Raw genomic sequence first — 12,856 nt, 5'->3', positions numbered from 1 at the left:
GAGCGCTCCATGCTCATCGACTTCTTCTACACCCTGCGTTCGGCCAAGCTGCCGGTGTCGGTCAAGGAATACCTCACGCTGCTCGAGGCGCTCAAGTCCGACGTGGTGGGCCCGAACTCCGACGGCGCCTACGGCATCGACGACTTCTACTACCTCTCGCGCACCGCGCTCGTGAAGGACGAGAAGCACTACGACAAGTTCGACCGTGCCTTCGCCGCCTACTTCAAGGGCGTCGAGATGCTCACCGACTTCACCAAGGAAGTGCCGCTCGACTGGCTCAAGAAGACGCTGGAGCGCGAGTTCACCGCCGAAGAGAAAGCCAAGATCGAGAAGATGGGCTGGGACGAGCTCATGGAAACGCTCAAGAAGCGCTTCGAAGAGCAGAAGGAACGCCACGAAGGCGGCAGCAAGTGGATCGGCACCGGCGGCACCTCGCCCTTCGGCAACGGCGGCTACAACCCGCAGGGCATCCGCATCGGCGGCGCAGGCAAGAACCGCAGTGCCGTGAAGGTGTGGGACCAGCGCGCCTACAAGGACTACGACGACACGCAGGAACTGGGCACGCGCAACATCAAGGTCGCGCTGCGGCGGCTGCGCAAGTTCGCGCGCGAGGGCCACGTGGAAGAGCTGGACCTGGACAACACCATCCACTCGACCGCGGCCAACGCCGGCTACCTCGACATCAAGATGCGGCCCGAGCGCCACAACAACGTCAAGGTGCTGCTGCTGATGGACGTGGGCGGCACGATGGACGAGCACATCCAGCGCGTCGAAGAGCTGTTCTCGGCCGTGAAGACCGAGTTCAAGCACCTGGAGTTCTATTACTTCCACAACTGCGTCTACGACTTCATGTGGAAGAACAACAAGCGCCGCTTCTCCGAGAAGTTCGCGACCTGGGACATCCTGCGCAAGTACAACAAGGACTACAAGCTGATCTTCGTGGGCGACGCCACGATGAGTCCTTACGAAATCTTGCAACCTGGCGGCAGCGTCGAATACAACAACGAAGAGGCCGGCGCCGAGTGGATCCAGCGCCTCACGCACACCTTCCCCAAGTTCGCCTGGATCAACCCCGAGCCCCAGGGCGTGTGGCAGTACCGCCAGAGCATCGCGGTGATGCAGCAGCTCATGTCCAACCGCATGTACCCGCTCACGTTGCGCGGCCTCGAAGAGGCGATGCGCATGCTGTCCAAGTAACCCGCGGCCCCGCACAAGTGGGGGGCACCGCCCGCACCGGTGCTGTCAGAATGCCGCCATGGTCAGGGTGGCATCCGTTCTTTCGCCGGCGTTGTGGCCGGCTTTGCTTTTTTCCGGCGTCCTGCTTTTGCAAGGCTGCAGCCTGCTGCCTAAAAAAGAGGCGGCAGACACGGGCGCGTCCACCGCGGGCGTGGTGCGCAGCGGCGACACCAACGGCGACACCGCCAAGGACGACGACAAGGCCAAGGCCGACGGCCGGCGCCGCGCCTTCACCGTCGACGTGCGCGGCCCCGAAACCGAGCGCGACTACCTGGCGCGTCACCTCGAAATCCAGCGCTACCGCGAGCTCGACGACCTGGGCGTGACCGAGGTCTCGCGCCTCATGGTCGCGGCCGAGGCCAATGCGCGCGAGCTGCTGGGCACGCTGGGCTACTTCACGCCCACGCTCACGCTCGAACTCAACGAGACGCCCGACAGCACCGAGGCCCCGCGCGAGGTCGTCATCACCGTGGCACCCGGCGAGCGCACGAAGGTGTCGACGGTGCAGATCCGCTACGCCGGCCAGATCGCCAACGACCCCAGCGCCGAAGCCCAGCGCGACGCCATCCGCACCGGCTGGGCGCTGCGCGCCGGCGAGCCCTTCACGCAAGGCGCCTGGGACGACGCCAAGACCACCGCGCTGCGCAGCCTCACGGCCAAACGCTTTCCCACCGGCAGCGTGGAGATCAGCCGCGCCGAGATCGACGCCGACCGCCACGAGGCCCGCCTCGGCGTGACCTACCAGTCGGGCCCCGCCTACAAGTTCGGCCCGCTGGTGCTGCGCGGCGTGGAGCGCTACGACGCCGACGCCGCACGCCGCATCGCGCGCCTGCCCACCGGCACCGACTACGACCAGCAGAAGCTGCTCGACGCCCAGCAGCGCCTGGCCAGCAGCGGCTACTACGACTCGGTGTTCCTCACGCTCGACACCGACAGCCACACGCCGCTGGCCGCGCCCGTGATCGCGCAGCTGCGCGAGGCACCGCTGCAGAAGGTCGTGATGGGCGTGGGTTTCACCACCGACAACGGCCCGCGCCTGTCGATCGACCACACCCACAACCGCATGCCGCTGCTCGGCTGGCGCGCGGTGTCGCGGCTCTCGCTGGACAACGACATCCAGTCGCTGGGCACCGAGTGGAACGCCGTGCCCAACGACCGCGGCTGGCGCTGGTTTGCCGGTGGCGAACTCAAGAGCGAGCAGTCGGGCAGCTACGTGGTCGACAGCGGCCGGCTGCGCGGCGGGCAAAGCAAGTCGAGCGACCACATCGACCGCAGCCTCTTCCTGCAGTACGACTACGCCCACAACCGCGGCACCGACGCGCCGCCCTCGGCCTCGGCGGTCACCGCCAACTGGGGCTGGACCGGGCGCTACTTCGACGACAACTCGGCGCCCTCGCGCGGCTACGGCCTGGCGCTCGAAATGGCCGCGGGCTACACGCTCACCGGCCAGCAACTGCCCTTCACGCGCACCTACGCGCGCTTTCTCGGCGTGCTGCCGCTGGGCGCGGCCGAGGACAAGAACGCCCGCGCGCGTCGCAGCCGGCTGCAGATGCGCCTGGAGGCCGGCGCCGTCGCGGCCAAGGACAGCGCGCAGATCCCGTCCACGCTGATGTTCCTCACCGGCGGCGACACCACCGTGCGCGGCTACAGCTACAAGCAGATCGGCACCGTGCGCGCCGACGGCAAGACCGTGGCGGGCCGCTACCTCGGCGTGGCCAGCCTCGAATGGCAGCGCCCCTTCGTCTACAAGGACAAGCTCACCGAATGGGAGAGCGTGGTGTTCGTGGATGCCGGTGCCGTGGCCGACAAGCCCGGCGAGCTCAAGCCCAAGGTCGGCGTGGGCGTCGGCGCGCGCTGGCGCAGCCCGGTCGGCCCGGTGCAGGCCGACCTGGCCTACGGCGTCGACTCGAAGAAATTCCGCCTGCATTTCCGCCTCGGCTTCACCTTCTGACCCGCTCCATGCCGTCCACGCCCACCACAGCCACGCCCCGTCCCCGCTCGCGCACCCGCCGCGTGCTGCGCGCGCTGGGCTGGACGCTGACGGGCCTGCTGCTCGTCGTGCTGCTGCTCGCCGCGGGCACCTGGTGGTGGCTCGGCTCGAACACATCGCTGGCCTTCGCGCTCGCGCAGGCCGCGCAGCGCCTGCCCGCGGGCCAGACGCTCGAGAGTCGCGACGTGACCGGCTCACTGCGCACCGGCGGCCGCATCGGCTGGCTCAAGTGGCAAAGCGAGAGCCTCGCCGTCGAGGTGAACGACGCCACGCTCGGCTGGCAACTCGCGCCGCTGTTCCAGCGCAAGGTGCAGCTCGGCGAGATCCACGCCGCGAGCCTGTCGATCGAACGCCGCGGCCCGCCCAGCGACACGCCGACCGAGCCGCTCATGCAGGTCGCGCTGCCCGTCGAAGTGGCCGAGGTGCCCTTCCGCATCGACGAGGTGCGCTGGGCCGGACCGCCCGCGCTGGAAGCCAAAGGCCTCGCGGGCCGCTACAGCTACCTCGGCGCGCAGCACGCGCTGGACATCGAAGGCGTCGACATCGCCGACGGCCACTACAGCGCCCGCGTGCGGCTGCAAGGCCCCGCGCCGATGGCGCTCGACGCCACGCTCGACGGCCGCGTGAAAGCCCCGCTCGCCGAAGACCGCCACATCGAGGTGCAGGCCAAGGCCTCCGTGAAAGGCACGCTGGCCGGCCCCGAGGCGCGCCTGCAGGTCGCCGCCGACCTGCAGCCCACCGAGCCCGACGCCGAGGCGCCCATGGCCGCCCAGCTGCGCGCGCAGATCGCGCCCTGGCTGCCGCAGCCCGTGGTCGACGCCAAGGCCGACCTGCGCAACGTCGACGCCGCCAGCCTCTGGCCCGGTGCGCCCCGGACCCGGCTCACCGGCACCGTCGAACTCGCACCCGACGCCGCCACCGGCCCCGCCGCGTGGAAGGCCTCGGCCGACATCCGCAACGCCGTCGCCGGCCCGTGGGACGAACAGAAGCTGCCGGTCGAGCAGGTCCAGGCGCAGGTCGGCTTCGACGGCACGACCTGGACCGTGCCCGACGCCACCGTGCGCGCGGGCGGCGGCCGCATCGACGCCGAAGGCAGCTGGAGCCCCGCGCCTTCGCCCTGGCAGGTGCGCGCCACCGTGCGCGGCGTGCGGCCCGGCGCGCTGTACAGCGAGCTGTCGGGTGCGCCCGTCGGCGGGCAGATCAGCGCACGGCAGGCCGAAGATTCCGACGCCCTCGTCTTCGACGTGGCCCTCCGCGCCGAAGGCAACGGCGGCGCCGGCAGCAAGGCGCTGCCCGGCTTCGGCCTGGACCGCGCGCTGGCGCAGGGCCAGTGGAAAGACCAGGTGCTCGACCTGCGCACGCTGCGCGTCGAAGCGATGCGCGCCAGCATCGACGGCAAGCTGCAGGTGCGCGTGGCCGAGCAGGCCGCCAGCGGCAAGCTCGCCCTCTCGCTGCCGGGCGGCAGCGCGCAGCTCGACGGCCGCATCGCGCCCACCACCGGCGGCGGCGACCTCCAGGCACGCATCGACGATGCCGAAGCGATGCAGCGCTGGGTGCAAGGCCTGCCGGGCCTGTCGAGCGTGTTCGCGAACGCCAGTGCCAAGGGCAGCGCCCGGCTCGACGCCAGCTGGCAAGGCGGCTGGCAGACCGTGCAGCGCCGCATCGAGAACCCTGGCGCTGCCGCGCGCGGCAACGCCGAGCCCAGCCTCAAGGCCGCGCTCGCCGTGCCGCGCCTCGACCTGCACCTGCCCGCGGCCCAGCCCGGCGGCACGGCCACCAGCGTGCAACTGCGCGCACTGCAGGCCGACCTCGCCGGCAGCATCGCCCAGGCCACGCTGACGCTCAAGGGCGAAGCCACCACCGGCGCGCAGAAGCTCGCGCTCGACACCCACGCCAGCGGCGGCCTCGCCAGCGCCAACCAGTGGCGCGCCACCCTCGCCAGCCTGCGGCTTCAAGCGCAGGACACCGCCACCGCGCGCCCCGGCCAGGGCCCCTGGGTGCTGGAGCTGGGCCGCGAAGTCACGGCCACCGTGCGCGCCGCCGACAACCGCCTCGACATCGAAGCCTCCGGCGCCGACGCCACCCTGCGCGGCCCGCTGCCCGGCACCGTGCGCATCGACTGGCAGCCGCTGCGCTTCAACCAGAGCGGCGCCGCGCCCAACCGCGTGTTCCGCCTGCAGTCCAAGGGCCAGATGCAGGGCCTGCCCATGGCCTGGGCCGGCGCGTTCGGCGCCAACGCCACGCTGAGCGAACTCGGCATCAGCGGCGACCTGCTGTTCAACGGCGACTGGGACATCGACGCCGGCGACACCCTGCGCGCCAAGGCCCGGCTCGCGCGCCAGAGCGGCGACATCCGCGTGCAGGCCGGCGAGGCCGCGCTCGTCACCCGCATCACCAGCACCGGAACCGGCACCGCGAGCGAACGCACCATGAGCTCGGCCAGCGGCAAGAACGAGGTCAACGGCGTCGATGTCACCGCCACCCCGGCCGGCCTGCGCCGCGCCGAACTGCAGCTCGACGCACAGGGCGACGCCGTGCGCGCCACCCTGGCCTGGGACAGCGAACGCGCCGGCCGCCTCGACGCCGAACTCGGCACCCGCATGCAGCAGCGCAGCGGCGGCTGGCAATGGGCGCCCGACGCGCCCCTGAACGGCACCCTGCGCGCCGCGCTGCCCAACCTGGGCGTGTGGTCCATGCTCGCGCCGCCCGGCTGGCGCATCGCCGGCACGCTCGACGCCAACGCCACCCTGTCGGGCAGCCGCACCGCGCCGCGCTGGAACGGCACCCTCGGCGCCAACCAGCTCGCGCTGCGCGCCCCGGTCGAAGGCCTCGACCTGCGCGACGGCCGCCTGCGCGCCTCGCTCACCGGCGACCGCCTCGAGATTGCCGAGTTCACGCTCAAGGGCGGCGCCGGCAGCAACGCGCGCATCGGCGGCCAGAGCGGCAACCGCAGCACCGCCGCCAGCGAAGCACGCACCGACGGCGGCTCGCTCACCGCGCGCGGCGACCTCAGCTGGGGCAGCAACAACAGCACGACCAGCACCGGCATCCGCATGGCGCTGCAGGCCGAGCTGCGCGCCCTGCGCGTGCTGGTGCGCACCGACCGCCAGGTGTCGCTGTCGGGCAACCTGCAGGCGCGGCTGGACGACGGCCAGTTCAACGTGCGCGGCAAGCTCAAGACCGACCGCGCCGTCATCATCCTGCCCGACGAGACCGCGCCCAGCCTGGGCAGCGACGTCGTCGTGCGCTCGGCCGCCAAGGACAAGGCCGCCGCCGAGGCCGCGCAGCGCGAATCCGCCAAGGCCGACGCCCAGGCGGCCAAGGCCGCCAACAAGCCCCAGACCGCCAAGCCGCCCGACATCGTCGTCACCTTCGACCTCGGCGACGACTTCGCCGTGCAGGGCCGCGGCATCACCACCCGGCTCGAGGGCGAACTGGAGATCCGCAGCACCCGCCTCGATGCCCCGCCGCGCATCACCGGCGAAGTGAAGACCGTCAAGGGCCAGTACCGCGCCTACGGCCAGCAGCTCGACGTCGAGACCGGCATCGCGCGCTTCAACGGCCCCTTCGACAACCCCGCGCTCGACATCCTGGCCATCCGCCCGAACATCTCGCAGCGCGCCGGCGTGCAGATCACCGGCTCCGCGCAGTCGCCGCGCGTGAAGCTCTATGCCGAGCCTGCGCTGTCCGACGCCGAGACGCTGTCATGGGTCATCCTGGGCCGCGCCTCGGCCACCAGCGGCGGCGAGTCGGCTCTCTTGCAGCAGGCCGCCCTGTCGCTGCTCGGCAAGATCGGCGGCACCACCACCGGCGGCAGCCTGGCCAGCCGTTTCGGCCTGGACGAACTCGGCTTCAAGGGCCCCGGCAACGGCGGCGACCTGCGCGAGTCGGCCGTCACGCTCGGCAAGCGGCTGTCCAAAGACTTCTACATCACCTACGAACGCAGCCTGGGCGGCACCTTCGGCACGATCTTCATCTTCTACGACCTGACGAAACGCCTCACGCTGCGGGGGCAGGCGGGGCAGACGAGCGGGGTGGACCTGATCTATACGGTGAAGTACGACTGAGGGCCGGGATGCCCCAAGCTGGTAAAGTGCGGGCCGCGCTGCAGCAGCGGCGCACATCGTCTTCGTAGTTCAATGGATAGAACGGGGTCCTCCTAAGACTCAGATACAGGTTCGATTCCTGTCGAAGGCACCATGAGACCGATTCAAGGAGTCTCATCACGCAGGGTGTGTATTCGACGGAAATCCCGGGTCAGAGATCAACGGAACTCGACACCAGGCGATTTCCGCGCCGTCCTCGCTCTCGGGCAAGTAGTCGCCGACGAGATGCGGTTCGGCAAACGGCGAGCACAACGCACGTCAACAAGACGGCGCTGATGGATCGGTATTTCATCAGGAGGGACTACTTTGCGCCTTTGGGAATCGTCCCGAGAAGCAGGTTCTTCACGAGGTATCTGCCAGGCAAGTCCTCGAGCTCATTCAATTGGTTCCAAGTGCCGAAGACAAAGAAGAATGGGTCCTGCCGGAGGAACTTGATTTCGCCGGGCCTGAGATAGACCGAGATGCCGCCCCAGTTGTCGGCCTTTGAACGAATCATGTGCTCTCCCGGCCGCACGCTGAAGTAGATGTACTGGCCACCTCGCGTGGAGCCCACGTCGTGAGTACCAACAGAGACATCGAAGCGATTCAAGCCGCTCTCCCAAGACGGGCGCACCACATAGACCATGGCTTCGTCGTTGCTCGGCAGCTTCGGAAGCTGGAAGTCCATGGTGGCAGTCTTCATGGCTTCCGGCGATGGCAGGCTCGTGCAGCCAGCGGCAGCGATTAATGCGCATGCCAAAAGGACGTTGGCGATGGCTCTTTTTATTTTCATTCTCGGTATTTCTCTGATTCCCAGAATCAATATTCATGGCGCGCGCCGCGCTTCAGATGGCCCGGTGGATATCTCTTCTCACCGCGCCTTTCTCCCCGATCACTCAACATGACTGCAGCACACCTCGCAACGGGTGATGTGATGTACTGCCGATGCCTCAGCGTCAACGGTCACGGATTGTTCCGTCGCGGTACTGAAAAAATGCCCCAAAGTCTGAGTGCCGGCAAATTGAGGCCCCTGGCGCCACTTACTGCACACGGCCAGAACACAGTGCTTGAATTTCCTGAATGAGAGATGGACGTGACCAGAGTCTGGTCTTCCTGCCATCCGGAGCGAATGGCGCGCACTGAGCCGACCACCGCCACCCCGGCGACTCGAACGGTGGCGCCCCCCCTGATCTGTTGTCACTCCCCCGGCGGGACGCACTGCGCCGCACCCCGCGTACGCCCCGCCCCGCGCACGGACGAGATTTCAATCGACGACCCGACGGCGCGATGGACTACTTTTGGATGCACTGCGTAACGGCATGCTTTCCTTCGTAGCAAGAGACAAACAACAGGGGGCACACGATGAACAAGACCGAGGCCTTGGCGGCCATGGTGGAAGTGGCGCGGATCGGGCGCGGCTTGACGCCCGCCGACGCACTCACGCAGCTGGGCGAGCTGATTGCGCAGGAGTCGCCGGACGATCCGGCGCATGACGCGAAGGTCGAAAAGCTGCTGCGCCTGGGCGCCTGCATCTGGTCGCTGCGGCGCGGGGTGTTCCTGCCCGAGCCGCCCGGGCGCGGCATGGAGCCCGAAGAGGCCACGGCGCCCGCCCGGGTCCGCGAGATCGCGCCCATCGGCACCGTCCCCGCGCGGGTCTCGCACCCCGCCGCCTACCAGCCGGTGATCCCGGCGCTGAGCACGTCGGTGCACTACGCGCGCGCGGCCTTCACACCACCCGAAACTCCTCCACCACAAAGGCCGTGATCTCCGCCAGGAAGGTCTTGGCGTGCGCCATAGTGCGCTGGCCTTCGGGCGAGGCGAACGCGGCGTTCAGCGTGTCGGTGTTCTCGAACCACAGTTCCACGATGCCGTCGATCGGCAGCTCGGCGTAGCCGCAGGGCGTGCCCTTCTCGAACTCGCGCGCAACCACCACGTTCTGGCGGTAGCCGGCCACGCCGGGCATGCGGCGCACATGGTCGGCGTGCACCTTCCATTCGCGGCGGAAGTCTTCTTCCGACTGCGCGACCGGGCGGCGCAGGGTCGAGATGCGCTTGAGCATCGCCGGCCCCGCCGACGATGCAGGCGACGGCGGCGCGATGACCTCGGTCTGCTCGACCGTCACGATGTGCAGCCCGCCCAGGAAGTGCCGCTCGTCGGCGCGAATCTCTGCCGCCAGTTCACCCGTGCTGAAGGCCGCATCGGCCTGCGCCGCGGCGTCGAACTGCAGCTGCGAGAAGCCATCGAAGTCCCACGGTCCGCGTGCGAAGTCGATGCCGCGCTGCAGCCGGTCGGTCACGCGGTTCTGGCGGTAGGCGCGCAGCGTGGGCAGCCGCGCGACGAGCGGGCCGTGGCGTTCGCGCCAGTGGCGGCTGAAGGCCTCGTCGGTCCAGCCGGGCTGCTTGCGGATCAGGCCCATGCGCAGGGTCGTGGTCGTCGTGGGTTCGGTCATCGGTCTGTCTCCTTGTGGGGTGGCGCGTTCTGCGCTTCGGCGCGCGCACGCGCCAGGCCGGGCGCACGCTTGGCGAGCCACACGCCGTGGCGCACGGGCCAGCGTTGGTACTGCGGATCGGCGCCGAGCGCGACGGCCGCGTGGTGCGGCCAGTAGGGGTCGAACAGGGCTTCGCGGCCGAGCGCGACGAGGTCGGCCTGTCCGGCGGCGAGCACGGCCTCGGCCTGCTGCGCGTCGACGATCATCCCGACGGCCTGCGTGACGACGCCGGCCTCGCGCCGGATGCGTTCAGAGAACGGCACCTGGAAGCCCAGGCCGCGCGGCACGGGCAGCGCGCGCGTCTCTTCGGTGAGGCCGCCCGACGAGCAATCGATCACGTCGACGCCGCAGCGCTTCAGCGCGCGCGCGAGCACCACCGAGTCGTCGAGACTCCAGCCGTCGAGCGTGCCGTCCACGGCCGAGAGGCGGCAGAACAGCGGCTTGCCGGCGGGCCATGCGGCGCGCACGCGCTGCGCGATTTCCAGTGCGAGGGACATGCGGTTGTCGCGGCTGCCGCCGAGCGCGTCGTCGCGGTGGTTGGCGTTGGGCGACAGGAAGCTCGCCACCAGGTAGCCGTGGCCGAAGTGCAGCTCGACCACGTCGAAGCCGGCCTGGTGGGCGCGCACGGTGGCATCGACAAAACGCTGCACGACCTCGGCCATGTCTGCGGCATCGAGCGCGCGCGGCGCCGACCAGCCGGGGCCGGCCGCGAGCGCACTGGGGCCCAGGCGCTCCCAGGGTTCGTCATCGGCCGCCATGCGCGCCGGGTCGATGGCCGCCCGCCCTCCCACAGCGGCTCGCTGCCGGCCTTGCGGCCCGCGTGCGCCAGCTGCACGCCGATGGCGCTGCCTTGCGCGTGGACGAAATCGACCACGGCCTTCAGCGGCGCGATCTGGCTGTCGTTCCACAGGCCGAGGTCGGCGGTGCCGATGCGCCCGCGCGGATCGACGGCGGTGCTCTCGGTGAGGATCAGGCCCGCGCCGCCGAGCGCGAACTTGCCCAGGTGCACCAGGTGCCACGGCGTGGCATGGCCGCGCTCGGCGGCGTGCTGGCACATGGGCGAGATGACGATGCGGTTGGCCAGCGTGAGCTCGCGCAGCTGCAAGGGCTGGAACAGCAGGGGAAGAGATGAATCAGGCATGTGAAGGAATCAAGGGGCCGGCGCAGCCACGGGCCGCGTGCCGAGCCAGGTGCCGCTCATCACCGCGGCAAAGCCGAACAGGTGCCACCACGTGAGCACCTCGCCCAGCAGCAGCGCCGCGAACAGCACGCCGAACACCGGCACCCAGTAGAGAAAGACGGCCGTGCGCGCCACGCCGATGACGGAGATCGCACGGTTCCAGATGAGGTTGCCCGCGGCGGTGGCCGCGATGCCCGAGAACAGCACCAGTGCCCACGGCCACAGGCCGGGAAAGAGCTGCGCCGCGCCGAGCCGCGACGGCCCGAGCAGGGTGTGCACCACGAGCATGAACGTGCCGATGAGGTAGATGACCCAGCTGATCGACAGCGGATCGATCTGCCGCGCCAGCCGCTGCACGCCCACGCCGCCGACCGCGAAGCTCATCACCGACAGCGCGAGCATCAGGTCGCCGATGCCGGCGCTCGACAGCCCCGCGCCCGGGTGGCTCAGCACCACCGCTGCCACGCCCGCGAAGCCCAGCGCCACGCCCACCATGCGGCGCGGCGTGAAGCGCTCGCCGAAGACCAGCGCGGCCATCAGCGCCGACACCAGCGGGCTCAGCGCCATGATGAGCGCGCCGTTGGTGGCGGTGGAGCGCAGCAGCCCCTGCGCGAACAGGATCTGATTGCCGTAGACCATGAGGAACGCACAGCCCGCCATCACCGCGAGCTGCCGCGCCGTGAGCCGGGGCACGCCGCCGCGCCGCCACAGCACGATGGCGCTGAGCGCGATGCACGCCACGCCCATGCGCAGTGCCGCGAGCGGCAGCGTCTCGAAGGACGCGGTGAGCGCCTTCACGGCCGAGACGTTCACGCCCCACACCAGCATCGCGAGCAGCATCCAGCCCTGCACGGACGCGGGCGTGGCGCCGTGCGAAGGCGCGGGTTGGCTCACCTCAGCTCTCGAGCGCGTTCCACATCTCGATGTCGCGCTCGGCGGTCCAGATGCGCGGGTGCACGTGGCCGGTGGCCTCGTCGTAGGCACGCGTCACGTCGAAGGGCATGCAGTGGTCGAAGATCACCCAGTGGCCGTAGGTCGGGCGCAGCGCGGCCACGGTTTCCTTGTAGATCACGTTGAGCGACTTGCCCTCGGCCACGCCGTTGTTCACCAGCGTGTAGACGTCGGAGATGAAGGCGCGCGTGGAGGCGATGGCCTTGCGCACGTCGGCGGCGTTTTCCAGTGCGGCGCCGCGGCCGGGCACCAGCTTCTCGAAGCCGAAGCCGGCCAGGCGATCCAGCGTGGTGGGCCAGTCGCGGAAGTAGCAGTCGCCCGCGTAGGCGGTGCTCTGGTATTCGACGAGGTCGCCGGCGAAGCAGATCTTCTGGTCTTCGAGGTAGGCGATGGTGTCGCCCTTGGTGTGGCCGCGCCCCACCTGCGCGATCTTCACTTCGAGCTTCTTGCCGAGCCACACGCTCATCGTGCCGTCGAAGGTCATGGTGGGCCAGGTGAGGCCAGCGGGCACCGACTCGACGTTGCGGAACAGGCGCGGGAAGCGGCCGATCTCGCTGGCCTTGTCCTGCTCGCCGCGCTCGACGATCAGGTCGTAGGTGTCGCGGCTGGCCAGGATCTGCTCGGCGCCTTCCTTGAAGTACGCCGACGCGCCCAGCACGCGCACCGCGTGGTAGTGGCTCAGCAGCACGTACTTGATGGGCAGCGGCGTGACTTCGCGGATGCGGCGGATCACGTCCTGCGCCATCGCGGGCGTGGCCTGGGTGTCGACCACCATCACGGCCTCGTCGCCGATGAAGACGCCGGTGTTGGGGTCGCCCTCGGCGGTGTAGGCGTAGGCGTTCTCCGAGAGGCGGGTGAACGAGACCTTCTTTTCTTCGAGGTCGGCCTGGCTGGCGAATTTCTTGGTGGTCATGAGTGGTCCTTTG

Annotated in this window: 10 protein-coding genes, 1 tRNA gene and 1 pseudogene; 6 read left to right on the top strand and 6 right to left on the bottom strand. The window is 69.7% G+C overall.

The genetic code is table 11. The features are described from left to right. Positions 1-9: 9 nt before the first annotated feature. From AC3WQM_RS16485 to AC3WQM_RS16470, 4 genes are all read left to right on the top strand, one after another. Entirely contained in the window at positions 10-1,197 is a 1,188-nt protein-coding gene (locus AC3WQM_RS16485; protein WP_489061630.1) for a vWA domain-containing protein, read from the top strand. A gap of 58 nt (positions 1,198-1,255) precedes the next feature. Further along, positions 1,256-3,187: an autotransporter assembly complex protein TamA gene (locus tag AC3WQM_RS16480; RefSeq protein ID WP_489061632.1), complete on the top strand. Its 1,932-nt coding sequence runs from the start codon at positions 1,256-1,258 to the stop codon at positions 3,185-3,187. Between the two features lie 8 nt (positions 3,188-3,195). Continuing rightward, positions 3,196-7,293, top strand: a complete 4,098-nt coding sequence (locus AC3WQM_RS16475) for a translocation/assembly module TamB domain-containing protein (protein ID WP_492680172.1) — start codon at positions 3,196-3,198, stop codon at positions 7,291-7,293. Positions 7,294-7,351: 58 nt separating this feature from the next. Next, positions 7,352-7,426 (top strand) — tRNA-Arg (locus AC3WQM_RS16470). Between the two features lie 207 nt (positions 7,427-7,633). Here AC3WQM_RS16470 and AC3WQM_RS16465 read toward each other — a convergent pair. Then, positions 7,634-7,999, bottom strand: coding sequence for a hypothetical protein (locus AC3WQM_RS16465; protein WP_492680170.1), 366 nt, complete (start codon positions 7,997-7,999; stop codon positions 7,634-7,636). Positions 8,000-8,012: 13 nt separating this feature from the next. On the opposite strand from AC3WQM_RS16465, the gene AC3WQM_RS16460 reads away from it, so the two are divergent. Together AC3WQM_RS16460 and AC3WQM_RS16455 are read left to right on the top strand one after the other, a co-directional pair. Further along, positions 8,013-8,216 carry a hypothetical protein gene (locus tag AC3WQM_RS16460; protein WP_492680168.1) on the top strand — a complete coding sequence of 68 codons (204 nt, stop codon included), beginning with the start codon at positions 8,013-8,015 and terminating at the stop codon, positions 8,214-8,216. A gap of 457 nt (positions 8,217-8,673) precedes the next feature. Beyond that, complete coding sequence (locus AC3WQM_RS16455; RefSeq protein WP_492680166.1) at positions 8,674-9,075, top strand: hypothetical protein; 402 nt, start codon at positions 8,674-8,676, stop codon at positions 9,073-9,075. On the opposite strand, the gene AC3WQM_RS16450 is transcribed toward AC3WQM_RS16455, so the two are convergent. The 5 genes and pseudogenes from AC3WQM_RS16450 to AC3WQM_RS16430 all read right to left on the bottom strand — a co-directional run bounded on the left by AC3WQM_RS16450 (position 9,038) and on the right by AC3WQM_RS16430 (position 12,843). After that, entirely contained in the window at positions 9,038-9,760 is a 723-nt protein-coding gene (locus AC3WQM_RS16450) for an EthD domain-containing protein (RefSeq protein WP_492680164.1), read from the bottom strand. The genes AC3WQM_RS16455 and AC3WQM_RS16450 overlap by 38 nt on opposite strands. Then, positions 9,757-10,557 (bottom strand): oxidoreductase, encoded by an 801-nt coding sequence (locus tag AC3WQM_RS16445; RefSeq protein ID WP_492680162.1) that lies wholly within the window; start codon positions 10,555-10,557, stop codon positions 9,757-9,759. The genes AC3WQM_RS16450 and AC3WQM_RS16445 overlap by 4 nt, the downstream gene beginning before the upstream one ends. 98 nt (positions 10,558-10,655) lie before the next feature. After that, positions 10,656-10,856: pseudogene (locus tag AC3WQM_RS16440) on the bottom strand (oxidoreductase); the annotation flags it as partial. A gap of 93 nt (positions 10,857-10,949) precedes the next feature. Further along, the gene (locus AC3WQM_RS16435) at positions 10,950-11,873 is read right to left on the bottom strand and encodes a DMT family transporter (protein WP_492680160.1); all 924 of its coding nucleotides are present in this window, start codon (positions 11,871-11,873) and stop codon (positions 10,950-10,952) included. Between the two features lies 1 nt (position 11,874). Further along, positions 11,875-12,843, bottom strand: coding sequence for an MBL fold metallo-hydrolase (locus tag AC3WQM_RS16430; protein WP_095746773.1), 969 nt, complete (start codon positions 12,841-12,843; stop codon positions 11,875-11,877). Positions 12,844-12,856: the final 13 nt, after the last annotated feature.

Source organism: Variovorax sp. FW301-JW7 (assembly GCF_058788795.1).
Note: the sequence above shows the minus strand (reverse complement) of the source record. Positions and strands in the feature narration are given on the sequence as shown.